This window comes from Winogradskyella damuponensis (genome assembly GCF_039538385.1).
GTDB lineage: Bacteria > Bacteroidota > Bacteroidia > Flavobacteriales > Flavobacteriaceae > Winogradskyella > Winogradskyella damuponensis.
The window spans coordinates 214,950-241,140 of record NZ_BAABCB010000020.1 but is presented as its reverse complement, the minus strand read 5'-3'; the positions used below and the strand labels follow the sequence as shown (position 1 = coordinate 241,140).

At 32.0% G+C, this 26,191-nt stretch carries 26 protein-coding genes and 1 tRNA gene; 13 read left to right on the top strand and 14 right to left on the bottom strand.

The features are described 5' to 3' along the window. From ABD730_RS12920 to ABD730_RS12885, 8 genes are all read left to right on the top strand, one after another. Positions 1-1,164: T9SS type B sorting domain-containing protein (locus ABD730_RS12920; protein WP_344715203.1), on the top strand; the 1,164-nt coding region annotated here is incomplete at its 5' end. Between the two features lie 27 nt (positions 1,165-1,191). After that, positions 1,192-2,121, top strand: a complete 930-nt coding sequence (locus ABD730_RS12915; protein ID WP_334469903.1) for a PorP/SprF family type IX secretion system membrane protein — start codon at positions 1,192-1,194, stop codon at positions 2,119-2,121. A gap of 88 nt (positions 2,122-2,209) precedes the next feature. Then, positions 2,210-4,195 carry an OmpA family protein gene (locus ABD730_RS12910; RefSeq protein ID WP_344715201.1) on the top strand — a complete coding sequence of 662 codons (1,986 nt, stop codon included), beginning with the start codon at positions 2,210-2,212 and terminating at the stop codon, positions 4,193-4,195. A gap of 105 nt (positions 4,196-4,300) precedes the next feature. Then, positions 4,301-4,825: an isopentenyl-diphosphate Delta-isomerase gene (idi, locus tag ABD730_RS12905; RefSeq protein ID WP_344715199.1), complete on the top strand. Its 525-nt coding sequence runs from the start codon at positions 4,301-4,303 to the stop codon at positions 4,823-4,825. Between the two features lies 1 nt (position 4,826). Further along, the gene (locus tag ABD730_RS12900) at positions 4,827-5,237 is read left to right on the top strand and encodes a 6-pyruvoyl trahydropterin synthase family protein (protein WP_215924093.1); all 411 of its coding nucleotides are present in this window, start codon (positions 4,827-4,829) and stop codon (positions 5,235-5,237) included. Positions 5,238-5,241: 4 nt separating this feature from the next. Next, positions 5,242-6,213 carry a type I phosphomannose isomerase catalytic subunit gene (locus tag ABD730_RS12895; protein ID WP_344715197.1) on the top strand — a complete coding sequence of 324 codons (972 nt, stop codon included), beginning with the start codon at positions 5,242-5,244 and terminating at the stop codon, positions 6,211-6,213. A 73-nt stretch (positions 6,214-6,286) separates the two neighbouring features. After that, on the top strand, positions 6,287-6,556 hold the full coding sequence (locus tag ABD730_RS12890; RefSeq protein WP_334469913.1) for a hypothetical protein: 270 nt from the start codon (positions 6,287-6,289) through the stop codon (positions 6,554-6,556). Positions 6,557-6,603: 47 nt separating this feature from the next. Continuing rightward, a tRNA-Thr gene (locus tag ABD730_RS12885) sits at positions 6,604-6,677 on the top strand. 185 nt (positions 6,678-6,862) lie between these two features. On the opposite strand, the gene ABD730_RS12880 is transcribed toward ABD730_RS12885, so the two are convergent. From ABD730_RS12880 to ABD730_RS12850, 7 genes are all read right to left on the bottom strand, one after another. Then, on the bottom strand, positions 6,863-7,573 hold the full coding sequence (locus ABD730_RS12880; RefSeq protein ID WP_344715195.1) for a DUF4369 domain-containing protein: 711 nt from the start codon (positions 7,571-7,573) through the stop codon (positions 6,863-6,865). Between the two features lie 51 nt (positions 7,574-7,624). Next, positions 7,625-8,935: a DUF819 family protein gene (locus ABD730_RS12875; RefSeq protein ID WP_344715193.1), complete on the bottom strand. Its 1,311-nt coding sequence runs from the start codon at positions 8,933-8,935 to the stop codon at positions 7,625-7,627. A 64-nt stretch (positions 8,936-8,999) separates the two neighbouring features. Beyond that, positions 9,000-9,179 (bottom strand): type II toxin-antitoxin system antitoxin, encoded by a 180-nt coding sequence (locus ABD730_RS12870; RefSeq protein ID WP_215924102.1) that lies wholly within the window; start codon positions 9,177-9,179, stop codon positions 9,000-9,002. 10 nt (positions 9,180-9,189) lie between these two features. Continuing rightward, on the bottom strand, positions 9,190-9,690 hold the full coding sequence (locus tag ABD730_RS12865) for a hypothetical protein (RefSeq protein ID WP_344715190.1): 501 nt from the start codon (positions 9,688-9,690) through the stop codon (positions 9,190-9,192). Then, on the bottom strand, positions 9,690-9,848 hold the full coding sequence (locus tag ABD730_RS12860) for a DUF4177 domain-containing protein (protein ID WP_344715188.1): 159 nt from the start codon (positions 9,846-9,848) through the stop codon (positions 9,690-9,692). The genes ABD730_RS12865 and ABD730_RS12860 overlap by 1 nt, the downstream gene beginning before the upstream one ends. Before the next feature lie 3 nt (positions 9,849-9,851). Then, positions 9,852-10,712 (bottom strand): SPFH domain-containing protein, encoded by an 861-nt coding sequence (locus tag ABD730_RS12855; protein WP_334469924.1) that lies wholly within the window; start codon positions 10,710-10,712, stop codon positions 9,852-9,854. 351 nt (positions 10,713-11,063) lie between these two features. After that, positions 11,064-11,990, bottom strand: coding sequence for an alpha/beta hydrolase family protein (locus ABD730_RS12850; protein WP_334469926.1), 927 nt, complete (start codon positions 11,988-11,990; stop codon positions 11,064-11,066). A gap of 476 nt (positions 11,991-12,466) precedes the next feature. Between ABD730_RS12850 and ABD730_RS12845 the strand changes: the two genes are divergently transcribed. Further along, complete coding sequence (locus ABD730_RS12845) at positions 12,467-13,147, top strand: M15 family metallopeptidase (RefSeq protein ID WP_344715185.1); 681 nt, start codon at positions 12,467-12,469, stop codon at positions 13,145-13,147. Between the two features lie 95 nt (positions 13,148-13,242). Here the strand turns inward: ABD730_RS12845 and ABD730_RS12840 are convergent, their stop codons facing one another. Both ABD730_RS12840 and ABD730_RS12835 read right to left on the bottom strand, forming a co-directional pair. After that, entirely contained in the window at positions 13,243-14,277 is a 1,035-nt protein-coding gene (locus ABD730_RS12840) for a hypothetical protein (RefSeq protein WP_344715183.1), read from the bottom strand. 24 nt (positions 14,278-14,301) lie between these two features. Then, the gene (locus ABD730_RS12835) at positions 14,302-15,612 is read right to left on the bottom strand and encodes a hypothetical protein (protein ID WP_344715182.1); all 1,311 of its coding nucleotides are present in this window, start codon (positions 15,610-15,612) and stop codon (positions 14,302-14,304) included. A 176-nt stretch (positions 15,613-15,788) separates the two neighbouring features. Between ABD730_RS12835 and ABD730_RS12830 the strand changes: the two genes are divergently transcribed. From ABD730_RS12830 to ABD730_RS12815, 4 genes are read left to right on the top strand one after another with little or no spacing between them, the layout of a single operon-like run. Further along, complete coding sequence (locus ABD730_RS12830; RefSeq protein WP_344715181.1) at positions 15,789-16,334, top strand: RNA polymerase sigma factor; 546 nt, start codon at positions 15,789-15,791, stop codon at positions 16,332-16,334. Further along, complete coding sequence (locus tag ABD730_RS12825) at positions 16,318-16,839, top strand: hypothetical protein (protein WP_334469933.1); 522 nt, start codon at positions 16,318-16,320, stop codon at positions 16,837-16,839. The genes ABD730_RS12830 and ABD730_RS12825 overlap by 17 nt, the downstream gene beginning before the upstream one ends. Then, positions 16,823-18,001 carry a hypothetical protein gene (locus ABD730_RS12820; protein WP_344715180.1) on the top strand — a complete coding sequence of 393 codons (1,179 nt, stop codon included), beginning with the start codon at positions 16,823-16,825 and terminating at the stop codon, positions 17,999-18,001. Before ABD730_RS12825 ends, ABD730_RS12820 begins: the two co-directional genes overlap by 17 nt. 3 nt (positions 18,002-18,004) lie before the next feature. Continuing rightward, complete coding sequence (locus ABD730_RS12815; RefSeq protein WP_344715179.1) at positions 18,005-18,643, top strand: hypothetical protein; 639 nt, start codon at positions 18,005-18,007, stop codon at positions 18,641-18,643. 108 nt (positions 18,644-18,751) lie between these two features. Here the strand turns inward: ABD730_RS12815 and ABD730_RS12810 are convergent, their stop codons facing one another. The 5 genes from ABD730_RS12810 to ABD730_RS12790 form a co-directional block, all read right to left on the bottom strand. After that, positions 18,752-19,987, bottom strand: a complete 1,236-nt coding sequence (locus ABD730_RS12810) for a DEAD/DEAH box helicase (RefSeq protein WP_334469938.1) — start codon at positions 19,985-19,987, stop codon at positions 18,752-18,754. A 36-nt stretch (positions 19,988-20,023) separates the two neighbouring features. Then, positions 20,024-20,980, bottom strand: coding sequence for a 23S rRNA (adenine(1618)-N(6))-methyltransferase RlmF (rlmF, locus tag ABD730_RS12805; protein WP_334469940.1), 957 nt, complete (start codon positions 20,978-20,980; stop codon positions 20,024-20,026). A gap of 101 nt (positions 20,981-21,081) precedes the next feature. Beyond that, positions 21,082-21,744: a DUF4377 domain-containing protein gene (locus ABD730_RS12800; RefSeq protein ID WP_344715176.1), complete on the bottom strand. Its 663-nt coding sequence runs from the start codon at positions 21,742-21,744 to the stop codon at positions 21,082-21,084. Positions 21,745-21,838: 94 nt separating this feature from the next. Next, positions 21,839-25,291 (bottom strand): pyruvate carboxylase, encoded by a 3,453-nt coding sequence (locus ABD730_RS12795; protein ID WP_344715174.1) that lies wholly within the window; start codon positions 25,289-25,291, stop codon positions 21,839-21,841. A gap of 225 nt (positions 25,292-25,516) precedes the next feature. After that, positions 25,517-26,152 carry an MOSC domain-containing protein gene (locus ABD730_RS12790; RefSeq protein WP_344715172.1) on the bottom strand — a complete coding sequence of 212 codons (636 nt, stop codon included), beginning with the start codon at positions 26,150-26,152 and terminating at the stop codon, positions 25,517-25,519. Between the last annotated feature and the right edge of the window lie 39 nt (positions 26,153-26,191).

The following is a 26,191-nucleotide window of genomic DNA, read 5'->3' as shown; positions in this document are numbered from 1 at the left end:
GTAGATGATACGAGTGATGATGGTGATGACTCAGATGGTAATACTGATGATGATGCAACAGTGATTACTATCACTTCAGATCCTAAAATCAGTTTGATTAAAACGACATTACCTTTAGAAGATACTAATGGAGATGGCATAGCTGGTGGTATAGATGATGTGATTACTTATGTGTTTACTATAGAAAACACAGGGAATCAAACATTAACCAATATTGTTGTAGAAGATAACTTGCCTGGCTTAAACTTATCAGGTGGTCCAATAGCTCAGCTTATTCCGGGTGAAATTAATAATACTACTTATACAGCGACATATCTAATTACTCAAGAAGATATCGATTTTGGTAGTGTTACAAACTCTGCATCAGTAAGTAGTGAAAAACCTAACGGCGATTTAAACAATCCTTTAGATGATATTACTGATATCAGTGATGATCCAAATGATGATGATAACATTGATGACAATGGTAATGGTAATCCAGATGATCCAACAATAGTTTATGTCACGTCAATTTACGATTTAGAAGTGACTAAACTTGTAGATGAGCTTAACCCTGTAGTTGGCGCTCAGGTTACATTTACTATTGAAGTGGCAAATATTGGTAATGTAACTGCAACAGATATCATAATTGATGAGCATATACCAAGTGGATACTCATTTATTTCAGCATTAACGACTGGTGGTACATATTCTGAACTCAATGGAGAATGGACAATTACTCAATTAGATCCAGATCAAGTTGAAATCCTTGAGATTACAGTAGAAGTACTTGGGTTTGGTGATTATTTGAATACAGCTTATATTCAAAGTTCAGTTGGAGGAATCGATGTTGACACTAGTAATAATGAAGGTGCTGCAGAAGTATTCCCAATATGTTTAACTATTTATAACGAGTTTTCACCTGATGGTGATGGTGTTAATGAAACATTTGTAATTGATTGTATAGAACAGTATCCAAATAATAAATTAGAAGTTTATAACAGATGGGGAAATATTGTTTATAGTACCAAAGGATACCTAAATAACTGGAAAGGTACATCTAATGGTAGAGCTGTTATGAATCAATCAGATGACTTACCTGTAGGTACTTATTATTATGTACTAGATTTAGGTAATGGTTCTGATCCAAAAGTTGGATGGTTATACATTAACAGAAATAACTAATTAATACTGAATTATAAAATAATTAAAATGATACATAAATCATCACTAATAAAAGGATTAATAGTTTTAGTATTTTTACTAATCAGTGCTGTTAGTTATGCACAGCAAGATCCTCAGTATACACATTATATGTATAATACGTTAAGTGTTAATCCTGCTTATGCTGGTCAAAGAGAGACATTAAGTGTTGTTGGTTTGCACAGGTCTCAGTGGGTGGGTATTGATGGTGCACCACAAACACAATCTTTAGGTATTCATACTCCATTACGAAATGAGCGTATTGGTTTAGGACTAAATGTTGTAAATGATGCTTTAGGACCAGCAAGTGAAACATTTGTAGATGCGAATTTCTCTTATACAATACCTTTAAATGCCAACGATTTAAAATTGTCATTTGGAGCAAAAGGAGGATTTCATATGCTAGATACTGATTGGAGCAAAGGTCGATTTCAAAATCAATTAGATGCGAATTTTCAGGATAACATAAACTTAATATCACCAATGGTTGGAGCGGGTTTGTATATGCACACTAGAAAATGGTACTTAGGTTTAGCTGTTCCTAATTTTATTGAAACAAAACATTATGACGATTATGAAGAGTCGGTGGCCACTGAACGCATGCATTTTTATTTAATCGGTGGTTACGTTTTCAATATTAGTGAAACAACAGAGTTAAAACCAGCATTTTTACTTAAAGGAGTGTCAGGTGCACCAATGATTGCAGACGTATCAGCAAATTTTTGGTTCCAAAAGAAAGTCACTCTAGGTTTAGCTTGGAGATGGGACGACTCAGTAAGTGCATTAGCCGGTTTTCAAATAACCCCAGGTATGTTTGTTGGGTATAGTTATGATATGACAACAACTGGACTAAATAATTATAATAGTGGCACGCATGAATTTACATTAAGATTTGAAGTTAAAAGATTGGGTAGAATACTATCACCACGTTTCTTTTAAAATAAAAGGATAAAATGAGCTTGTTAAAATGGGTGATTATCAAAAGAAATTATTAATATGTGTCCGTTAAAAAAATAAATAAAAACGCATGAAAACAATATCTAAATATATATTATTAACATTTGTGCTTGCATTTTCTTCAGCTGTTTTTGCACAGAACGGAAAGATACAAAGTGTAAAAGATGACTATAGAGATTTTGCTTATGTAAAAACAAGTGAAGTTTTATTGGAAGTCGCTAATAAAGGGTATAAATCTGCCGATCTCTTTCAAAAATTGGCAAATTCATTTTACTTTCAAAATAAAATGAAAGAAGCTGCCAAATGGTATGGTGAGTTAATGAATATGAATGAGGTTATTGATCCAGAATACTATTTTAGATATGCTCTAGCTTTAAAAGGAATAAAAGATTATGAGGCTTCAGATAAATGGATGGAAAAATTTAATGAGCTTAAACCTAGTGATTTAAGAGGAAAAGCATTTTTATCTAAAGTAGATTATAAATCAGATATAGAAGAATTAAGTAGAGATGATATAGAATTACTTAATCTAGAAATTAATACTGAGTTATCAGATTTTGGAACCACAGAATATGAAACTGGTATTGTGTTTGCTTCGGCAAGAGGAGGTGGTCGTAAATACAGATGGAATGAAGAACCTTACTTAGACTTGTATTATGTTGAAAAAACTAAAGATGATACATTTGGAGAAGTTAAAAGTATAGAAGGAGAAGTAAATACTAAGTTTCACGAATCTAGTGCTGTATTTTCACCTAATGGAAAATATATGTTCTTTACTAGAAATAATTACCACAGATTAAAGTATAAAGAAGATGACACAGGCATTAATAGATTGCAATTATACAGAGCAACTTTAAATGAAGATGGTCATTGGGATAATATTCATAAAGTTCATTTTAATAGCGTAGATTACAGTGTGGCTCATCCTACGCTTAACGTAACAGGAACTAAGTTATACTTTGCTTCAGATATGCCAGGAACTTTTGGCCAATCAGATATTTTTGTAGTAGATGTTAATGATGATGGTACATTAGGTGAACCAGAAAATTTAGGAAGTTCTATAAATACCGAAGGTCAAGAATCATTTCCATTTATGAATACTAATGGCGATTTATACTTTTCATCTACAGGATTTCCAGGTTTAGGAGGTTTAGATGTATTTAAATCTGAAGGTATAGACGAAAAAATCAAAACAGGATCTAACAGAAATTTTCCTATAGAAAATGTAGGTAAACCAGTTAACAGTGAATGGGATGATTTTGGATATTATGAAAACCTAGTTACAAAACGTGTGTACTTCAGTTCAAATAGAGAAGGTGGTAAAGGAAGTGATGATATTTATACTTTTGAAGTTCCAGAGATAAAACTATTAGTAGAAGGTGTTGTTCAAGACATGAATACAGAAGAATTAATACCTAATTCAACCGTTATTTTATATAATGAGGATGGTGTTGAAATAGCTCGTCAAACAGTAGGAGAGGATGCTTATTTTAAATTTGAGGTAGATCCTAAAAAAGAATATTTAATTAGAGTTGAAAAAGAAAAATATACTTCTGACGAAAAACGTTTTACTACGCCAAATAAGAATCAAGAATTAAAGATGGAGCTGCTTATAGAGAAAGATGAGCAACAAATAGAACCTTGCGATGATTTGGCTAAAGTATTAGATATTCCTATTATTTATTTTGACTTTGATAAATCTAATATTAGATATGATGCTGAAATTGAAATTCAAAAAGTATTAGCTGTACTCACTAAATATCCAACAATGCATATAGATATTCGTAGTCATACAGATTGTAGAGGACCAGCAGCTTATAATGAAAAACTTTCAGATCGTAGAGCACAGTCTACACGTCAGTACCTAATTAAAAAGGGAATTGCCGCAGAACGTCTAACGGCTAAAGGTTATGGTGAAGCGCGATTGGTAAACGATTGTGGATGCGAACCATCTAACAATTCACATTGTTCTGAAGAAGAACACCAACTTAATAGACGTAGTGAGTTTATCATCACAAGTATTAATGGAAAAACTTGCGATGAAGATAAAAATTAGGCCTAATAATATGATATAATCGTAAATAGCCGCTTAAATCTTTAAGCGGCTATTTTTTATGAAATCCTTTACTTTTATTTAAGTTTTAGGTGTTAATTTCGCATTATGACAGAAGAACAAGTCATCCTAGTAGATGAAAAGGACAATAAGATTGGTTTAATGCCAAAAATGGAAGCCCATGAAAAAGCGCTTTTACATCGCGCATTTTCGGTATTTATTTTTAATGATAAAAAGGAATTAATGCTTCAGCAACGTGCAGCACATAAGTACCATTCTCCAAATTTATGGACCAATACATGTTGTAGCCATCAACGCGATGGAGAAACAAATTTAAAAGCGGGTAAGCGACGTTTGCAGGAAGAGATGGGATTTGTTACCAATTTAGAAGAAACAACCTCATTTATCTATAAAGCACCATTTGAGAACGGGTTAACAGAACATGAATATGACCATATTATGATTGGTTATTATAATGAAAAACCAAATATTAACGAAGATGAAGTAGCCAATTGGAAATGGATGTCATTAGATGCCATAAAATCTGATATGCAGACAAATCCGCAATTGTATACAGCTTGGTTTAAAATAATTTTTGAGAAGTTTTATGAATTTATAAACGTTAATAAGTAATATGAAAGTTACTGTACATAGAAAAGCACATTTTAATGCAGCACACCGACTTTATCGGAAAGATTGGAGTTTTGAGAAAAATGACGCCGTTTTTGGTTTATGTAACAATCCTAACTTTCATGGTCATAATTATGAATTAATAGCAAGTGTAACAGGTGAAATAGATCCAGAAACAGGCTATGTTATAGATGTTAAAAAGCTAAAAGATATTATTAAATCTGAAGTAGAAGACGCTTTTGATCATAAAAACTTAAATGTTGAAGTCCCTGAATTTAAAGATTTAAACCCTACAGCAGAAAATATTGCGGTTGTAATTTATAATAAGATTAAACCGATGTTAGATTCAAAGTTTCATCTTGAAATTACGCTTTATGAAACACCTCGTAATTTTGTAACTTATTCTGGAGATTAATTTTATGAAGTATCAGTTATATCCATTAAAGTTTCAGCCTATTTTAAAAGATAAAATTTGGGGTGGTGAAAAGCTGAATCAATATCTCAATAAAGATTCAAAATCTAAAAAATTAGGTGAAAGTTGGGAAGTAAGTGCTGTTCCTGGCGATGTTTCTATAGTATCTAATGGAGAATTAAAAGGAAAATCGCTTCAAGAACTTTTAGGCATTTATAAATCAGAACTTTTAGGTGAAAAAAATTGGAAACGTTTTGGTGAAGAATTTCCATTGCTTATAAAATTTATTGATGCCAAAGAAAATTTGAGTATTCAGTTACATCCCAATGATGAGTTAGCAAAAAAACGACATAATTCTTTTGGGAAAACAGAAATGTGGTACGTAATGCAAGCAGATAAGAACGCTAATCTTATCGTAGGCTTTAAGGATAAAATAGATAAAGAGACGTACTTAAAACATTTAGAAGCAAAAACATTAACTGATATTTTAAATTTTGATAAGGTAAAAGAAGGAGATACTTACCTTATTGAAGCAGGAAGAGTTCATGCCATTGGAGCAGGTGTTTTGCTAGCTGAAATACAGCAAACCAGTGATGTCACTTACAGAGTTTATGATTGGGAACGTGTAGATTCTGAAGGGAATGCGCGTAAACTACATAAAGATAATGCTATTGATGCATTTGATTTTGAAATGAAAAATGATTTTAGAATCGATTATAAGAAGCAAAAAAATGCTTCAAACATTATAATAAATTGCCCATTTTTCACAACTAATTTTATAACAATAGATTCAGAAATTAAAAAACAAAACACCTACGATTCTTTTATAATTTATATGTGTGTAGATGGAGATGTTGAAATTTTAACAGATAATTCTCTCAATAGTATTTCTAAAGGTGAAACACTATTAATTCCTGCTCATATTAAAAATTTTAAACTAAAATCTAACTCTGGAAAGCTTCTAGAAGTGTACGTTTAAAACTTCAAATAAAAATCGATTAAATAACTAAAAGGATTTAGTATTTTTGCGGTTATTAAAAAACATAATTATCATGTCAAATAAAAGAGAATTAAAAAAAGATATTAACTACGTTTTAGGTGATATTATTGAAGCGGTTTACGTGTGGGAATTAGCGAACGCTGAAAAGCCAACTAAAGAAAGTGAAGCTATTATTGATGAAGCTATTGCAACGTTTGATGAGTTAATTGCTCGTGTTAATGATAGAAGTGCAGAAAATAAGAAAGCGCATTTCAAAGCCATTAGCAACGATCTTGAGTCTAAAGGAAGAGATCTTATTGAAAAAATCAATAAATTAAAATAAATAGACTTGCAAATTTGAAAATCTATTTTAAATTTGCAAACTGTTTTGCCGATGTAGCTCAGCTGGCTAGAGCAGCTGATTTGTAATCAGCAGGTCGTGGGTTCGAGTCCCTCCATCGGCTCTTTTTTAAAACTTCAATTACCATTATAGTAATTGAAGTTTTTTTTTGTTTAATACATATAAAATTTGAGGTTTTATAATACGTAGCAGATGTCAATTCCTTCTTTGATGCAAAAAAAAAATCCAATCACATAAATGATTGGATTTTTTAGGACTCTAATGTGTGAGTTGCATTGTATACTTAGTCTATTTAGTCGCTTCTCTATCTGTAATAGCTTTCCCTAGTTTTTTTCCGTAGAACGAATTCTTAATCTCTGTAGTTAGATTGTTGTAAATAGAATCTATATAAACCGGATTCGCATTTCGTGCTTCGTATAATGCTAAATAAGGTGCAATTTCACTATCCTTATTATTCATTGCAAACTGAATGGTATAGGCATATTTACGCTTTAAAAGCTGATCTGTAATTCTGCCTAAAGAGTCTACAGCAATACTGTCATTATTCTTTTGGGCATTAAAACGAGCTTCAATAATATCTAGATTTTTATTGTTGAATTGCGATATTATTCCAAGATACTGTTCTAATAATTCGTGCTGTTTAGATCCTTTAATTTCAGAATTAAAATTGAAATTCTTTAAAGTTGTATTAATTTCTGTTATGCCTTTATCAGCAAAAAACGGAATATAATGTTCCTCACCATCATTTTTAAATAGTTTTAAATAGAGTAGTATAGGTTCTTCCAAATTGGTGTGTAAGTTAAATTCTGGTTGACCAGTAATAACCATTGAATCTAAATCTATAATAGTAGAATCTCCATCTTTTTGAAGGTAAACGACCCCTTTTTTTAATCCTTTAATATGTCCTTTTAAGGTAAAATTTGCGTCATTATTTTTGCCGCAAGAAACAGCTAATACTACTAAAATTATGAGACTTAGAGCTTTGTTCAATTTTGTCATGGTTTACTAAATAATTAGGTGCGCAAATATCTTATAATTGTTTTAAAATTGCTAGCTAACAGCTGCTAATTCCATTAAAATTGTACAACCTATAGCTGCAATTGTTCCAACAGCATAACCAAAGACAGCAAGAAGAACACCTACTGTAGCTAAGGATGGATGAAAAGCAGAAGCGACAATAGGAGCAGAGGCAGCTCCACCAACGTTAGCTTGACTTCCAACAGCTAGAAAGAAATATGGTGCTTTAATGAGTTTTGCCACTAATACTAAGAGTATAGCATGGATGGTCATCCAAACGACTCCAATAGCGATAAGCCCAAGGTTATCAAAAATCATGGTTAAATCCATTTTCATTCCAATACTAGCAACTAGGATGTAAATAAAAACACTTCCAAATTTACTAGCACCTGCTCCTTCATAATTTTTGGCTTTTGTATTTGACAATAAAATAGCAATTATAGTAGCTACACTAATCATCCAGAAGAATTTAGAACCTAGAAATGTAAATATGTTTCGTGTAGTAGGAGATTCTATTCCTGCCACAATACTTTCGAAAAAAGGAGCTAAAAAATTAGCACTTAGATGTGCAACGCTTACTGTTCCAAATGCAATGGCACAGATTATCATTATATCTGTAACTGATGGGTTTCGTTTGACTTTTTCAGAAAAGTTTGACATTTTTTCTTTCAACTCTTCAATAGAAGATGTGTCTGCTTTTAACCATTTATTAATGCGATTTCTTTTTCCGATACCAATTAATATAATTGCCATCCAAATATTAGCAACGACGATATCTACAAACACCATACCTCCGTATTTGGCTTGGTTATAGCCATAAATTTCTAGCATGGCAGTTTGGTTGGCTCCTCCACCAATCCAACTTCCTGCTAAAGTAGAAAGCCCTCTCCATACAGCATCCGGACCAATACCTCCAACTGTGTCAGGTGAAACGGTAGCAATTAATAAAATCGCAATTGGCCCTCCAATAACAATACCTAAGGTTCCTGTAAAAAACATTACCAAGGCTTTCCAACCTAAATTAAAAACAGCTTTTAAATCGATACTCAAAGTCATTAGAACTAAGGCTGCAGGTAATAAGTAACGACTAGAAACATAGTAAAGATTAGAACTGTGCTCTGTAATGACACCAGTTTCTGAAATGGTTGTCCATTCTGGCGAGATTAAACCCGTTGTGGTTAAAACAGCCGGAACCATATAAGCCATAAATAATCCTGGTACTATTTTATAGAACTTTGCCCAAAATCCTGTTTTTATAGATTCTGTAATAAATACAAATCCAAGGGCCAGCATTAAAAGGCCAAATACAATAGTGTCGTCAGTAAAAAGAGGAGTGTTATCCATAGTTTAGTTGGTTTATAAGACGCAAAATACAAAAATTAAAAACGAAAAAAGTGACCGTTTCGGATCACTTTTTTTCTATGGGTTTATCTTTTGGTTTGGGTTGCCTATTGTGTTCCTTGAGATATTGCATTAACATCCATTCTATTTGACCGTTAGTACTGCGGAATTCGTCCGAAGCCCATTTTTCAATGGCTTTCAGCATATCTTCATTTATTCGTAGTGCAAAGGCTTTCTTTTTAGACATTATAGTTTCATTAATTAAATTTTGTTTTATAGGTAGCTAATACACTCTTGGCTTCGTTTTCTTTTTGTGTACCAATTAATAATTTTTTACCGCTTTTTAATACGAGCTGAATCCCAATATCACCAGAAACGTTTATAGCTCTTCCTTTAGCTTTATTCCAAAGTATGCCTCCTTTTAGTCCCCAACCTCCATATTCACCCAGTGGATCGTAAGTTCTTACGTAAGCTTTATCAATTTCGTTCCACTTAATATTTTTTAAATTCCAATGAAAGGGAAAAAACTTATAATGAATCCCAGTTTCATCTATACGCGTTGTAAGTTTAAAGAAAAAGATAAACCCAGAAGCTAAGAGAATAAGAAAAATAACACCTATTAGTTCTAAACTAGAAAAATTTTCAGGATTTTCTGTGTATTCTTTCACATAAATACCAATAGGAACTATTGTACTTACTAACATAAGTATAATTAACCACAACTGATTAAAACGTTGTTCTTCTTTAAAAATTTTCATTATCTGTTTTTATCACGTTCAAAAACTACAGACGACCAATTAACTCCAATATCCTTAACAACCCAACCTTCTCGTGCGTACTGATTCAGCAGATCTTCAAAATTTTGGATACGATTTCTAAACCCGAGTTTAGGTTGTACTACTTTATATTCTTTCATATTTTAATGGCTTAAAGTTCCTGTGTTTAAAACAGGTGAAGCATCCTTGTCTCCACATAATACCACCATGAGGTTACTTACCATAGCAGCTTTTCGTTCTTCATCTAAATCTACAACTTGCTTTTTATTTAATTCATCAATGGCCATTTCTACCATGCTTACAGCTCCTTCTACAATTTTATGTCGTGCTGCAACAATTGCTGTAGCTTGTTGACGCTTAAGCATAGCATTAGCAATTTCTTGTGCATACGCTAAATAACCAATACGTGCTTCTAAAACTTCGATACCTGCGATAGATAAACGCTCGTCTATTTCTTTTTCTAAAGCGTTACTGACTTCATTAACACTAGAACGTAAGGTAATATCTTCGTCAACACCTTCATCTGCAAAGTTATCATAAGGATACATACTTGCTAATTTACGTACAGCAGCATCGGTCTGTACGCGTACAAAGTTTTCGTAATTATCGACATCAAACGCTGCTTTGTAAGTGTTTTGTACTCTCCAAACCAAAATGGTACTAATCATTATAGGATTCCCTAATTTGTCATTTACTTTAAGCCGCTCGCTATCAAAGTTGCTTGCTCTTAATGAAATTTTCTTTTTAGTAAAAAATGGGTTTACCCAATAAAAACCATTCTGCTTTATTGTTCCTACATACTTTCCAAATAAAAGCAATACACGAGAGCCATTAGGTTGCACCATTAAAAATCCAAAGGCTAATATTAATGCAGCTATAATGCCAAATACAGACCAGCCCGTTTCTGTAATAGGAATAAGAGCAATACTACCTAAGAATAATATTAAAAATAAAAATAACATTAAGTAGCCATTTGCAGGGACGATAATTTTTTCTTCTTTCATAATCTATAATTTTAATTGGTTAATAATTGTAATTAATCAATATGATATTAAAATGATATCATAAAGATATAACTTATTTTATAAGTATACAAATAGATATTTTTGTTACAACTTTATAAAAAGAATTAAAATATAGAGTTTGGCACGAGCTTTGTAATATACTAAGTGTAATGACTATTACTATAGTTACCACCTGGTAACACTACTACAAAGTAGTATCATTACATTTGGTTGGTTAGTTAGAAAAAGCATCTCGTGGTTGGGATGCTTTTCATTTTATAAGGGGATAGAAACGAAAAAAGCATCTCGTTTCCAAAATGCTTTCTAAATGTTAAACAGTTATTTTTTGAATTAAGATTTTATAAAATCTGTAACACTTTTAATGAGTTCAGGAGAAATAGGTCTAAAGGATTCGTTATAAGATTTTGAGTTCTCTAAATCATCTCCTTCAATTTCAAAGAGTACATGATTCATGTTTTCAATAATTACCAATTTAGATTCTTCATTAGCTTCTTTTAATAATTCAGCTTCTTTTACTGAAACTTGAAGATCTTTAGTACCATTAATAATAAGAATAGGCATTGTTAACTCTTTTATAATTTCAGTAGGATTGTACGACATCCAATTCATCATAAAATCTTGTATCTCTGGACCAAATAGCGATCCTAATGCAGGAGGATAATCTGTGGTATTCTCTCCGTTTTTTAATAAGCTAACCACACGCTGGGCTTCTTCACCTAGTTTTGGCGCCATTTTAGTAACTTGTTCTACAAGTACATCTCCTATATTATTACCAGCACCTGCCAGTGAAATAAATCCGTTAGCTTTATCTTTAGCCGCTAGCATACCAACTAAACTACCTTGGCTATGGCCAATGATATAGATTTTACCATAACTTTCTTTGTCCTTAAAATAATTGATAATATCTGAAGCATCGTTTACAAAATCATCGAACTTAATGTCTTTATCTACATTATTTCTTAAAATTTGTTTTACAATACGCTTATCATACCTAAATGTTGCAATTCCATTTTCAGTGAGTCCTGTTGCTAATTTTTTTAAGGAATTGTTTTTAAGGAAATTTTGATTTCCATTTCGGTTAGTAGGACCAGAACCTGCAATTATGATTGCTAAATCGGGTTTATCAATATCGTGTGGAAGGAGTAATGTTCCATCAATCCATTTTGTTATTGTTAGTTCTTCTTCATTATAGGTTTTGTCTTGGCTAAAACCTAAAGTATTAACTAAACATAGAATGAGAATTACAAATTGTTTCATTTTAAAATTATTTTAAGGATAAAGTTAATTGATATAGAATTGATTTTTGTTTTTTTAACGAATTTTATAGCAATTTATGATTTGTAAATACAATTATTGAATTATAAAAATTGTGTTTTTCAGCGGTGAAATACGTTATTTTGTCGAAAAATGTTAAAATTAAGTGTATTTCGTCGATTAAATATGTTTTTTAGCGTCGTAGTTCAAAATGAATTATATATTTGACTCGTACTAAAAATTAGTTTTTAGTTCAATGGATTAATTAATTAATATTTGCCTTGTGTTGTGTGTAATTAGAGACCCTAAATCTACCAGCATAGTAAAGCAAATAAACGAAAACCGAGATTGAGGGATCTCGGTTTTTTGTTTTTATAATAGTGAATAACTTAAGCTATTTCTCTTATTTTAATCTGTATTCATGTGTCTTTTTATAAAACAAGTCGTAATTTTATTTTTCAGTAAATTAGTATTCTGATATGAATTATAAAACGCTATTATATATAACTAGCCTGTTTCTAATAACTTTAGGTTTTCAAGAAAAACAAACCTTACCTGATGGCTTTGTTTATGCAAAATCTGTAATACCTGATTTGGATGTTGAATTGCGCTATTTTTCAGAAAATAATTTTGTTGGCGATACTATAGATGGTTATAAAGCGAATCGTTTAATAATAACCAAAAACACAGCAGAGAAGTTAAAATTGGTTCAAGAAGAGTTGCAAAAACAAAACTTGTGTTTAAAAGTTTATGATGGCTATAGACCACAGCGTGCTGTAAACCATTTTATTAGATGGGCAAAAGACTTAAATGACACTATTAAGAAACAGCAATTTTATCCTGAGGTAAATAAAAAAAACTTGTTTAAAGCAGGCTATATAGCTTCGCGATCTGGTCATAGTAGAGGGAGTACTATTGATTTAACCATTACTAATGGCGAAACTGGCGAACCTTTAGATATGGGAAGTCCTTATGATTTTTTTGGAGAAGCCTCTTGGGTTGCTCATGAGGCCTTAACAGATGAGCAAAAGAAAAACAGACAGTTACTACAAACTGTAATGCTAAAACATAATTTTAGAAATTACGCAAAAGAGTGGTGGCATTTTACATTACGTTGGGAACCTTTTCCAAAAACTTTTTTTGATTTTGAAGTTGAGTAATTTTACAAATTAGGTATAATATTCATGGTGTTTTTTATTTTAAAAGCACATTGGTTTTGCAGAAATGTAAATTCATAATATTAAACCTTAATGCTTCATTCATCTTTATAGGTTTTGTAGGTTAATCCTATACCATAATTAAATAAATCTCTTTTTAGTAAACTAGATTGTAAGCCATTCCCTTTTTCAAATTTCACCCAATTATTTCCGTTAATAAATACGCGTTTTATATACGTGTTTTTACTTTCAATCTCGTCTGTAAATGGTAACAAAGGTCTAAAATTAGTTGGTATTTTAACAATACTGCCCGTTTTAGATTTTATCTCTTTGTACTTTTTATTTGGTAATAATTTTCCGGCTTTGTTGGTGTAACCTAAAACTTGAAGTGATACAAAAAAACCATCTTTAGGAATGTAGATATCGTAGTCTTCAACATTTAAATCGTATGCATCTCCATCTTTTTCAGTTGCTCTAAAAACGATGGTTTCGTAGGTTAGTGCTTTACCAGGAACTCCGTTATCATTTTGATAAAATTGTACTTTAAAAAGCGTCGAAAACTTCTTTTTATCACTGTTTTTACGGTTGCGTTTTTCCCAATCTTTAGATTCTAAAGCAATAGGGAATTGTACATTAGTGATCTTTTGATCTTTTGAACTTGTCTTAGGAAAATATACTGCAATCTCAGATTCTATAGTAGGTAGCCAACAATTATAATAATCGTCATCTAGAGATGGTTTTAGTTTTTCTTCTTTAAATTTTCTATCAATTGTAACACCTATAAAAACTTCATCTAATTCTGAAGCTTCCGGTTGCATCAGAAGTTGATTAGGTAAATTGTTTGTAGCAACATTAAGGTCTTTAAAACCTAATGCAGAAATAAAAAGCGAATCGATATCTGGATATAATTTTTTAGTAAAAAAAAACTGCCCCTCATCATCGGCAAAAATACCGTTGCCATTGCCAAAAGAAATGGTGGCATAACTAATAGGATACGTAGAAATGCTGTCTTTAATAGTAATTTGAGCAAAGGATAATTGCCCAATTAAGAAAAGTGAAAATAGTATTTTATGCATGGTTAAGCTTATAGTTTCTAAAGATACACTATTTATACGCATAAAAAAACGTCTCAAAATGAGACGTTTTTATGTTGTTTACTAATTGGGATAATACCAAAATGGTATAGAAGCTGCTGTTTTAGATAGGGTATCTGATGCTTTTAGTTCCTTGCGTTTTACATGTAAGATGTGTTTACCGTCATCTAAATTCTTTACACCAATATAGGTTTCAAAGCCGTTTTGTTTTTTTACGGTTTTACCAAGAACAAAATCTGTTTTATATAATATAGTATCAATTTCAACAGAATAGAGTGAATTAAATGTTGTCATATATTCACTTTTTAAGGCATCACTAATAGCACCAGAATTAATGGAACTCATTTCAGAGGTAATCCCTCTGGTGTCTTCGTCAAGTTTTAATTTAGGGTTAAACTTGTAAATTTCATCTTCTATAGATTTATCAAAAACAATAAATACTTTAATGTATGAATCGCTTATTACTTTACTATTAATAGCTATATTTTGAATAAAATCGGAATCATCAACAAGCATATCTTCATAATTTAATGAATTAGAAATGTGCTGCCCTGAAGGTTCAATAAAGTTAAAATAGTTAGACTGATTGTAGTATAAAGAGGTCATCCATACCAATAAAATATAGATGGGAACTAAAAATAAACTTAAACGTTTTCCGAATTTATGATCTAGGAAATTATAGACCAATGGTCGATATAAAAACGAAAGTGTAATAATACTAAAACACCAATAGATTGGGAAGTACAGCTTGCTAATCCATTTTTTCTTTTTTAAAAAACCAAGAGTTATAAAATCTATAAAGGTAAGTAGCATTCCAATAGTAAGAAACACCAAAAGAATAATGCCAAAATATGTTGAGATGTCACTAAAAGTATGATTATTCAGAAAAACAGTAACTACAAAAGCAATAGCCCCAAAAGTTAGCGCAATGGCCAACATATAGAATATAAGTAAAAACGAAATAGCGAAAATAACACTACAATAGTTCTCTAAACGCCCAATATACCTATCAAAAGAGCCAACTTTACGTTTTAGATAGTTGTTAAATCGTTTGCTGTAATTTAAGGTGTCGTATTCAATGTCTCCAGAAACATAACGTAATCCTAAGGCTCCAATCCATAAGCCTCGTAAAAGTACATGTAGTAGTAAGTTAAAAATTAATATAGAACAAGCCGAAAGCGCCACAATCATAACTATCGAGAAAAAAATATTGTTTTCGTTTTGAGCGTGTTGGTAGGCAATTTCTAAGTTTGGGTAAGCGGAGAATAAGCCAAAAATAGCGAAACCAGAAATCAGCAATTCTAATTGCCAGCTTTCTTCTTGTAATCGATCTAATAATTTTTTAAACGTAGGTTTATTGTAGTCTTGACTCATTTATAAGTTGAATTAATTTCGCTTAAATTTAGACATATTCAATTAAAATCAATCTTTTTTATCCTATTTTGAAACCCTTTCCAAATTTCATCGTTTTTATAATAGAACTCAACTTGATTTTTTGTTTTTAGGAAATAGAAAAATCCAAGATGAGTTTTTAACCGCTAACCAATCCAATGCAGAAATTAGAGACGAAACTTATTAAGCTTTGCAAAAAAGGAAATGACGTTGCTCAAATGCAAGTCTATGATAAATATAGTCAAGCTATGTATACTGTTGCTTGTCGTTATTTGAATGAAGAAGATGCAAAGGATGCGATGCAAGAAGGTTTTTTAAAAGCGTTTAGACATATTGATAGCTATAAACCCGAAGCCACTTTTGGTGCTTGGTTAAAACGTATTATCATTAACCAGTGTTTAGATGTTTTAAAGAAAAATAAATTAGAATTTGAAGCTGTCGAGGTCTCAGAATTGCAAATCTCAAATGAAGACGATTGGCAATTTGATATTTCAATTACAAAGCAAGAGATTTTATGTGCCATTGAGCAGATTACTGAAAAACATAGAGTAGTAGTGAAGCTTTATTTATTAGAGGGCTACGATCATGAAGAGATTTCAGACATCTTAGAAATTCCTGTAAAAACCTCACGTACACATCTAAGACGTGGGAAATTAAAGTTACAAGACCTATTAAAACAAAAGTACAATGAAGCAAGATATTAGAACCTTATTTACAGAGGAAGACGATTTAAAACCGCTTCCTAAAAATCATAGAAGTGAATTTGCAGATAAGCTTAAAAAGCAATCCAAACCAAAGCAAAATCCTTATACTTGGTTAGGTGCTGCAGGTATTTTAATTATGGCATTAACTATAGGGTTTAATGCTCTAGAAATGGAAACAAAACCAGAACAAAATCAGGTGTCACCAATAGTAGCACAAGTAGAAGCGGTTGAGGCAGCCTATCTTAAAGATATTGAAACCGAATGGCAGAGTTTTGTAGCTATTGCAGATGATGCCATTTTGGTAGAACGGTTTAGAAAAAAATTGAAAGACTTAGATGCAGATTATCAAGATATTTCTCTTCAGTTTAAAGACGATTCTAATAACATTTTAGTCATTGAAGCATTAGTTGAAAACCTTCAAACGCGACTTCAAATTTTAAAAGACATTCAAAAGCACATCAATATATTAAATCAAAACAACGAACATCATGAAAAATCAATTTAAAATCTTATTGCTGATGCTCATCACATCAGTAATGCTAAATGCACAACAACACAAGATTCTTAGTGAGTCTTTTACAGCCGATACAAACACCACAACCATTTTCAATTTAGATAACATTACAGTGGCGTTGGAGGAGTCCACAGATGGAAAAGTTCATGTAGATTATATCATGGAATTTGATGGATATTCAAAGAAAGAAATTAATTCCTTTTTAGATGAGATAAAAGTAGAGGTCGGTAAATTTGATAATCATATTACACTTAATGCTAGTAGTGAAAATAAAATTTCACTAGAAACTTATGAATTTAAAACAACAGATGCTATTACTATAAACCAATCGTTTTTTGAGTCTAAAAAGGATTCTGTCAGTCGTAAATCATTAGAAGTTTTACGTTTAGAAATAGAACAGAATAACCGCAGTATACAGGGTAATTCTTTGAAATATATTAACGATCGCTTTAAAAAAGTCGACAAAAATGGTAAGGTGACTAATTTTAAAAAAGGAGGTATAAAAATGATGAGAAGTCGTTTTACAATTAAAATTCCACCGTATTTAAAATTAATAGTTAATGCAAAAGAATCAGGATTATATATAAGACATCATCTAAGAAATGAATTGACAGGAACACTGATTGGTGGCACTTTAAAAACGAAAGAAATCTCAAATCCGTATAATAAAGTTAAAATTGAGAACGCAACATTGGAAGCAATAGCTATTGAAGGTGGTGATTTTGATTTTATTAATTTAAAAAACAGTAAAATAGGTAGTATTCAAAACACTAAAATTACGTCTGAGTTTTCAAAAGTTGAAATAGGAGAAATTCGAAAAAATGTGACCATAACGGACTTTAATAGTGAGTATTATTTTTATAATTGGGCCAAAGATTTTAAACGTTTTAATCTATATTCTGAATATTCTAAAATACATTTTTGGTATCCCAAAGCAAACCATAGTTTAAAGGTCATTGGTAATAACACTAAAAACCTTGTAAGCAATAATAAATTCGAAATTAATATGCAGCCAACAAGTAAAGAAGAGAAATATACAATGATGGTTAAAGAACCACATCCTGGTGAAAAATTATCTGGACAAATATTCTTCGATATTGTACATGGTATTATTTATTCTCATAACGATGCTATCAAAAAAATAAATAACTAAATCATGAAAACAATTAAGATAATTGCCATAGCATTAAGTTGTTTTGGAATAGTACAAGCACAACAAAGTGAAGTGAATTTTAATACCACTTCAGGTTTAAAAATGGAAACTAAATATGCATCAGATATTGAAGAGATAAGTGATCTTTTAAGTTTTGAAGGCATTGATTATATGAAGTTGAAATTTTCAGGCGAACAACTTAAAGGGAAAAGTTATAAGCTCTCAGTCAAGGAAATTTGGGATGGTAAAATAGTGTCTGATACCACCATTATAAATAGTAAAACGATTGGTTATAAGCAGTTTGAAACATTAAGTGATACTGTTTTTAAAATGAAAGTGATATCAAAACGAACCAATGATAACCAATTGAAAATGACTTTTAAATTTCCTAGATTTAGTATCACTAAAAAATATGATGCTATCGACTCTGATAATTACAGTTTAAGAAATCTAGTAGACGAAAGTAACTTAGAAATAGGCTACGATAAGTCATTTTATCTGTTAGCTTATATTTTACCTTACGAAAGAGAAGATGGTTCATTATCGTGGTGCGATGTTGGTACCTCTGGAGATAAGGTTGAAGAATGGGGATCTAAATTTGGAATAAAACACTATCTGCTTTTCGAAATGAAATTTGAATAATTCCATTATTATATAAACAAAAAAAGCACTTAAGTTCTTTAAGTGCTTTTTGTTTTTTTTGCTAACACCTAACACCTAACACCTAACACCTAACACCTAACACCTAAATTAATACCAACGTTTCTTCTTCTTTTTAGAAGCTTCACTTTTACGTCCTTTTTTATACTTACTCCCTTTCTTTTTATGTACAATAGGTTTGGCTTTAGGATCTAAAGGGTAAGGATGCTCAGTTTCCACAGGAATCTGAACATTTATAGCATTCTGAATGGTTTTTACATAACTTTTCTCATCAGCAGAACACATAGAATAGGCTTTCCCTATATGACCAGCTCGTCCTGTTCTACCAATTCTATGTACATAAGTTTCAGGTACATTGGGCATATCAAAATTAAGAACGTTATCCAATTCGTTAATATCAATACCACGAGCAGCAACATCAGTAGCAATCAATACTTTTACATAACCATTTTTAAACTTATTTAGTGCTGTTTGGCGTTCACTTTGTGCTTTATCTCCATGAATACTATTTACGGCATAACCATTTTTTAATAAGGTTTGTTCCAATTTATCTACTCCATATTTGGTACGTCTAAAAATAAGAACATTACCTTCAATAGTGTTTCGCATTAAATGCAAACACAATTCAATCTTATTGCGTTTAGGGACGTAATACAACAGTTGACTCACGTCTTTTGCAACCGATTTAGTTGGAGTTACATCAATACGTTCTGGAGTTTTAAGAATGGTATTTGCTAATTCTTCAATTTTAAAAGGAATTGTAGCCGAGAATAATAAGGTTTGTTTGTCTTTAGGACACAAGCGCTCAATTTTCTTTATATCATCTATAAAACCCATGTCTAGCATTAAATCGGCTTCATCTAAAACAAAGGTTTCAATATAATCGAGATTAATATAATCTTGCTTATGCAAATCGAGTAGGCGACCAGGAGTGGCGACTAAAATATCGACCCCTTTTTTTAATACATCAATTTGAGGTTCAATAGATGCACCACCAAAAACAACTAAGGATGTTAGATTGGTAAACTCAGCGTAAGTCTTAAAATTCTGCTGAATTTGTACTGCTAATTCTCGTGTAGGACTTACGATTAAGGCTCTAATTTTTTTGCCTTTTTTTGGTGCATCTTGTTTATCAAACAATTGTTGTAAAATAGGTAATGCGAAAGCAGCTGTTTTTCCTGTTCCTGTTTGTGCAGAAACAATAACATCTTTGCGGTCTAAAACCAATGGAATAGTACGTTGTTGTACTAAAGTTGGTTCAACATAACCAGAAGCATCAACAGCTTTTAGTAAAGGTTTTATGAGATGTAAGTCTTTAAATGACATGTGTTTTGTATTTATGGCAAAGGTAGAATAAATGTTTTACCAACGTTCTTGTATCCAATCGTTTTGTTCTTGTTCCGTTAAAAAGGTCCAAGCGATAAATCTACTGATTTTATGACCTTGTCCCATTTCAATAGTTTTTACAGCAGTGGCATTCACTTTGTCTAAAACTTTATAGGTTGGTTTTAGTGTCACTTCTTTCGAAATTAAACTTGTAAACCAATAACATTGTTTGCCAAAATGCTTGCTTTCATAAATCATGTCTTTTACAAAGCGTGCTTCACCACCTTTGGTCCATAACTCGTTGTGTTGTCCACCAAAATTTAAAAGCGCTTTGTTAGGGCGTTTACCTTTTAGGTTCCTCTGTTTTTTTAAACTTGCTTTTTGAGCATCTTCGGCAGAGGCATGAAACGGTGGATTACAAATCGTAAAATCTACTTTTTCTTCTGGTTTTAAGATGTCATAAAAAAAGTTGTTTGCTTTGTCTTGACGTCTAATTTCTAGAGTAGATCTTAATTTGTAATTTTTTTGCTCTATAGTTTTAGCAGATATAATAGCGGTTTCATCAGTATCACTTCCTATAAAGGACCAGCCATATTCATGCTGACCAATAATAGGATAGATGCAATTGGCACCAACTCCAATATCTAAGCCTTTTATATGATTTCCTTTTGGAATAATTGTGCTATCTCCTTTTAATAAATCGGCGATATTATGAATATAATCGGCTCTGCCAGGAATTGGTGGGCATAAATAATGCTCAGGAATATCCCAATATTCTAATCCGTAATGGTGAATTAATAAAGCTTTATTAAGTGCCTTTACAGCTGCAGGATTGAAAAAATCTACAGAATCATCACCATATGTGTTTGGAGCCACATACTTGGCTAATTCTGGAGAACTTTTGATAAGTGCGTCAAAATTGTAGCGTGATCTATGCTGACTTCTTGGATGAAGTTCTGATTTTACTTGAGGATGTTGTTTTTTCTTTTCCACTACTTAATAATTTATGGAGGCAAAGGTAATGGAAAAGAAATTGGGTTATTGAGACCTAAGCCTAAATAACCCAATTCATTTTAAATATATTAGTAATTAAATTAATCTACTTTTTTGAAACGTAACATTTCGTCACCAGCTTCATTGTAAAAGTATAATGTTAATCCTTCTTTTTTATATGTTGAAATGCTGTTAAATGCTTGGTCAAAACTGTCTGGAATAGCCATATCCATACACATTTTTCGAGTGGATGCTATAGCTCCAAATTCGATAGTATCTGAAGTTATATTTTTTATTTGTCCGGTGTAATTATTACAACCATTAGTTCCAGATGCACGCATTTCAGTGGTGTTTAGTTCTAGAGTTGGTACATTGCTTGTACTTTCTATCGCTTTACCATTAACATGGGTTGCTGCCCAAATATCATGAATGGCTAATTTAGGATCTTGCTTTTTTTCTAACACTTTTATAAGATCATATTGAATTGAAGACGCATCAGCAGGAACGCTTTTAGAATCTAACTGTGTTTCTGCAACTTCAATTTTTTGCAAATAACCAGGTTCAAAATTAAACCCATTTATTGTTGCGTAAAAATTAGACCATTCTGCATTTTCATAATTATCGGCTTTTGAAATTTGTAAGCAAGTTGTTTTTCCAGCACCAGCATCACAATCAACTTTGGCACTATTTACCCAATAGGTTGCCGTCGTTTTTTTTGTTGTGGAGCAGGAGGATAACATTACTGTTAAAATTACTACTGACATTGTTTTTAGTATCGTCATAAATATAAATATTGGTTATGATAGATGAAAATCAAAAGTCTTGCCAATTTTTAATTTAAGCATCATCGTTTAATTACTATTCCATAGTAACGACCAAATCATCTTGTTTTACCATACTGCCTTCAGCTAAAGTTACCGATTTTATTTTTCCAGATTTATGTGCTGTAACGGTTGTTTCCATTTTCATGGCTTCAATTATAAACAACGGATCGTTTTCTTTAATGGTTGTACCTTTTTTTACTAAAACTTTATATAAAGAACCTTGTAAAGGAGCGCCAACTTGGTTGTTGTCTTCTTTGTCTATTTTTACATTTTCAACCTTTTTTATATTTAAAGAGGTATCAAATATTTCAACAAATCGGTTTTCACCATTGACCTTAAAAAATACGGTTCTTACTCCATCGTCATTTGGAATACTTACTGAAAGTAATTTTACAATTATTGTTTTTCCTGGTTCAAGCGTAATGTTGGTTTCTTCTTGAAGCTTCATACCAAAAAAGAAATCTTTAGTTGGTATTAGTGCTATATTTCCGTAAAGTTTATAGTTTTCATGGGCTTTCTCAAATACTTTTGGATATAACATAAACGATAAGAAATCTTCTATTTCAATAGGTCTTGTAAAGCCTTGTTGGAACTTCTTTTTAAAAGCAGCAAATTCTTTAGTAAAATCTACGGGTTTTAAATGGGCATTTGGTCGGTCTGTGTAAGAAGCTTTATTTTTTAATATAATTTTCTGAAGCGCTTTAGGAAAGCCACCAACGGGTTGACCTAAATCTCCTTTAAAGAAATTGATTACCGATTCTGGAAACGAAATCGTTTCACCACGTTGCATGACATCTTCTGGTGTGAGATTATTAGTCACCATAAAAATAGCCATATCACCAACCACTTTAGAGCTTGGTGTGACTTTTATGAGGTTGCCAAACATCGTATTGACTTGTGCGTACATTTTCTTTACCTCATCAAAGCGGTCTCCAAGACCTAAGGCAATGGCTTGTGGTCTTAAATTTGAATATTGACCACCAGGAATTTCATGTTGATACACCTCAGCTGTTCCTGCTTTTAATCCAGATTCAAAAGGATAGTACATTTCACGTGTGTCTTCCCAATAGTTTGAAAACTGATTGAGCGTATTCATATCAAAATCATGAGCGCGTTTTTGCCCTTTCATCATTTCAACAACGGCATTAAAATTGGGTTGAGAAGTGAGTCCAGATAAGCCGCCAAGTGCTACATCAACCACATCAACTCCAGCTTCAATGGCTTTTAAGTATGTTGCGGTTTGTAAGGATGAGGTATCGTGCGTATGAAGATGAATCGGAATATTTACAGTGTCTTTCAAAGCACCAACTAATTCCGTTGCAGCATAAGGTTTTAATAACCCAGCCATATCTTTAATCGCAATCATATGCGCGCCTGCATTTTCTAAATCTTTTGCGAGTTGCGTATAATAGTTGAGATTGTATTTGGTTTGCTTTGGGTCTAAAATGTCTCCTGTATAACTAATGGCAGCTTGTGCAATACCACCTGTTTTATCATGAACATAATTTATGCTAGGTTCCATAGCTTTTACCCAATTGAGTGAGTCGAAAATTCTAAAAATATCAACTCCATTTTCCCAAGATTTTTCAACAAATTTCTCAATTAAATTATCAGGATAGGCTTTGTAACCCACAGCATTAGAGCCACGTAATAACATTTGAAACAAAATGTTTGGAACGGCTTTACGTAATTCTCTTAAGCGTGTCCAAGGACTTTCGTGTAAAAAACGGTAGCAGACATCAAAAGTTGCGCCTCCCCAAACTTCCATACTAAAAGTGTTGGGATGGTTTTTAGCAAAGCTTTCGGCCACTTTTAGCATATCATAACTTCGCATACGTGTTGCTAAAAGTGATTGATGCGCATCGCGCATGGTGGTATCTGTATAATGTATTTTGTTATCGTCTTTTAACCATTGGCAAAAGGCTTCAGGACCAAGTTCTGTTAATAGATTTTTAGTGCCTTTTGGAAAGGCCTCAGAGCGATTATACTTAGGAACTTTAGCTGTTCTAAACACTTTGGTTTTATCAATATTTTTGACATCAGAATTACCGTTAACAATTACTTCAGCTAAGAAGTTTACTGCTTTAGTGGTTCGGTCTTGAGGTAGTTTTATTTCGAATAATGAAGGCGTATTTTGAATAAAATTGACAGTGACTTTTCCTTCCTTAAACGTTTCATGCTGAATGACATTTTGAAGAAAATGAATATTGGTTTTTACACCTCTAATTCGAAATTCTTTTAAGGCACGTGTCATTTTCCGAACCGCTCCATCGAGTGTTCTACCATGTGCAGACACTTTTACAAGCATAGAATCGAAAAACGGACTCACGTTATACCCTTGATAAATACTACCAGCATCTAAGCGAATTCCCATTCCCGAAGCACTTCGGTAAGTGGTAATATTACCGTAATCTGGTGTGAAATTGTTTTCAGGATCTTCGGTTGTTAATCGACATTGCAAAGCAAAACCATAGGTTTGTAAGGATTCTTGATCGTATATTTTTATTTGCTGATCCGATAATTTATAACCACCAGCAATGAATATTTGGGTTTTTACCAAATCAATTCCAGTAACCATTTCGGTAACCGTATGTTCTACCTGAATTCTTGGATTGACTTCAATAAAATAGATATTGTCTTGTTGATCTACTAAAAATTCAACCGTACCAATGTTATTATAGTTGACTTCAGAGGTAATGGCAACAGCATATTTGTATAAGGCATCTTTTACCTTTTGAGATATATTATAAGATGGAGCAACTTCAACAACTTTTTGATGGCGACGTTGCACAGAACAGTCACGTTCAAATAAATGTCTAATATTACCATGTCTGTCGGCTACAATTTGTACTTCAATATGTTTAGGGTTCTCTACATACTTTTCTAAAAACATGGTATCGTCACCAAAAGCGTTTAAGGCTTCGTTTTTAGCGGAATCAAAATGTTGTTCTAGGTCTTTATCATTTCTAACCACTCGCATTCCACGTCCACCACCTCCAGAAGCAGCTTTTAGCATTAATGGATAACCGATGGTATTAGCTTCTGAAAGTGCAATTTGTAAAGAACTAAGGTCTTTTTTATTACTTTCTATAATGGGAACATTACATTTTACAGCGATTTTCTTAGCAGTAATTTTATCGCCCAAAGCATCCATAACTTCAGGGTCTGGACCAATAAAAATAATGTCGTTTTCAGCACATCGTCTCGCAAATTCTGAATTTTCAGATAAAAAACCATAACCAGGATGAATAGCATCTACATTTTTTTCTTTTGCTAAAGCCACAATTTCATCAATATCTAAATAAGGCTTTAGGGGATCGTTGTCTTCACCTATTTGATATGATTCATCTGCTTTATTTCTATGTTGCGAATAGCGATCTTCATAGGTGTAAATAGCAACTGTAGAAATGTTAAGTTCTGCACATGCTCTTAAAATACGAATAGCGATCTCACTTCGGTTAGCAACTAATATTTTTTTGATCTTCATGAGTGTGTTAATGTGTTGGTATTGTTTTGGTTAAATGTTTTAATGCTAGAGTTGAAAATCTAATTTGTGATAATTTAAATTATGAAAATAATATTAACTATAACGTTTTCGTGAAAGTTACATAAATTATCAATAAGGTACATTTTTGTAGGTAGAAATTAGGTGTGTGGTTGAATAATAACTATAACCTGATTCAATTATTAAATAAATCTTATTGTGAATGGTTTAACGTAAATAAAACTTTAGACGTTTTCTTGTACGTTGAGGTAAAGCATCATTATTAAGTAGTAAATTAATATGATTTGGATTTTTATTTTCGGCGTATAATAATTCGAAAAAATCAAAAATTGAAACACTATCTTTTGCAGATGTAATTAATTTAAAATGATCGCCAGTTTTTACATGACCTTCTTCTAAAACTCTAATATATGTTCCGGAATAGCCTTGGTCTATAAATTGTTGTAAAACGGCTTCAGTTCCAAATTTATGCGCAAACTTAAAGCACGGTTCTCTGGGTTGTGTAATTTGTACTAATGCGTTTCCTAGTTTATAAACATCACCAATAAAAAGTTGTTTTTCATCTAAATTTTCAACGGTTAAATTCTCTCCTAGCATACCATAAGTCCAATCTAAATTTGGATATAAACCTTGCCAATAGGGATATTGGTTTGCAGAAAATAGATAGCAGGCTTTAAACTCGCCACCATGAACCTTTCGATCTGAAACTTCATCACCTCTAACGTCTTTTTTGCCTAAATAGATAGGAACATCAGTTGGTTTCTTATAAATACCAGTGGTGATTTCTTCTCCATTCCAAATGAATTTGGTTGGTTGTGCAATATTGGTTGAGATAATTTTCATTTTATAAAAATAAAAAAACCACCTTAGCTTATCTAAGGT

Excerpts from the sequence above, each read along its gene's own strand:
- ABD730_RS12915 (WP_334469903.1), top strand. The coding sequence starts at position 1,192 with ATGATACATAAATCATCACTAATAAAAGGATTAATAGTTTTAGTATTT.
- ABD730_RS12910 (WP_344715201.1), top strand. The coding sequence starts at position 2,210 with ATGAAAACAATATCTAAATATATATTATTAACATTTGTGCTTGCATTT.
- idi (WP_344715199.1), top strand. The coding sequence starts at position 4,301 with ATGACAGAAGAACAAGTCATCCTAGTAGATGAAAAGGACAATAAGATT.
- ABD730_RS12900 (WP_215924093.1), top strand. The coding sequence starts at position 4,827 with ATGAAAGTTACTGTACATAGAAAAGCACATTTTAATGCAGCACACCGA.
- ABD730_RS12895 (WP_344715197.1), top strand. The coding sequence starts at position 5,242 with ATGAAGTATCAGTTATATCCATTAAAGTTTCAGCCTATTTTAAAAGAT.
- ABD730_RS12890 (WP_334469913.1), top strand. The coding sequence starts at position 6,287 with ATGTCAAATAAAAGAGAATTAAAAAAAGATATTAACTACGTTTTAGGT.
- ABD730_RS12880 (WP_344715195.1), bottom strand. The coding sequence starts at position 7,573 with ATGACAAAATTGAACAAAGCTCTAAGTCTCATAATTTTAGTAGTATTA.
- ABD730_RS12875 (WP_344715193.1), bottom strand. The coding sequence starts at position 8,935 with ATGGATAACACTCCTCTTTTTACTGACGACACTATTGTATTTGGCCTT.
- ABD730_RS12870 (WP_215924102.1), bottom strand. The coding sequence starts at position 9,179 with ATGTCTAAAAAGAAAGCCTTTGCACTACGAATAAATGAAGATATGCTG.
- ABD730_RS12865 (WP_344715190.1), bottom strand. The coding sequence starts at position 9,690 with ATGAAAATTTTTAAAGAAGAACAACGTTTTAATCAGTTGTGGTTAATT.
- ABD730_RS12860 (WP_344715188.1), bottom strand. The coding sequence starts at position 9,848 with ATGAAAGAATATAAAGTAGTACAACCTAAACTCGGGTTTAGAAATCGT.
- ABD730_RS12855 (WP_334469924.1), bottom strand. The coding sequence starts at position 10,712 with ATGAAAGAAGAAAAAATTATCGTCCCTGCAAATGGCTACTTAATGTTA.
- ABD730_RS12850 (WP_334469926.1), bottom strand. The coding sequence starts at position 11,990 with ATGAAACAATTTGTAATTCTCATTCTATGTTTAGTTAATACTTTAGGT.
- ABD730_RS12845 (WP_344715185.1), top strand. The coding sequence starts at position 12,467 with ATGAATTATAAAACGCTATTATATATAACTAGCCTGTTTCTAATAACT.
- ABD730_RS12835 (WP_344715182.1), bottom strand. The coding sequence starts at position 15,612 with ATGAGTCAAGACTACAATAAACCTACGTTTAAAAAATTATTAGATCGA.
- ABD730_RS12830 (WP_344715181.1), top strand. The coding sequence starts at position 15,789 with ATGCAGAAATTAGAGACGAAACTTATTAAGCTTTGCAAAAAAGGAAAT.
- ABD730_RS12825 (WP_334469933.1), top strand. The coding sequence starts at position 16,318 with ATGAAGCAAGATATTAGAACCTTATTTACAGAGGAAGACGATTTAAAA.
- ABD730_RS12820 (WP_344715180.1), top strand. The coding sequence starts at position 16,823 with ATGAAAAATCAATTTAAAATCTTATTGCTGATGCTCATCACATCAGTA.
- ABD730_RS12815 (WP_344715179.1), top strand. The coding sequence starts at position 18,005 with ATGAAAACAATTAAGATAATTGCCATAGCATTAAGTTGTTTTGGAATA.
- ABD730_RS12810 (WP_334469938.1), bottom strand. The coding sequence starts at position 19,987 with ATGTCATTTAAAGACTTACATCTCATAAAACCTTTACTAAAAGCTGTT.
- ABD730_RS12800 (WP_344715176.1), bottom strand. The coding sequence starts at position 21,744 with ATGTCAGTAGTAATTTTAACAGTAATGTTATCCTCCTGCTCCACAACA.
- ABD730_RS12795 (WP_344715174.1), bottom strand. The coding sequence starts at position 25,291 with ATGAAGATCAAAAAAATATTAGTTGCTAACCGAAGTGAGATCGCTATT.
- ABD730_RS12790 (WP_344715172.1), bottom strand. The coding sequence starts at position 26,152 with ATGAAAATTATCTCAACCAATATTGCACAACCAACCAAATTCATTTGG.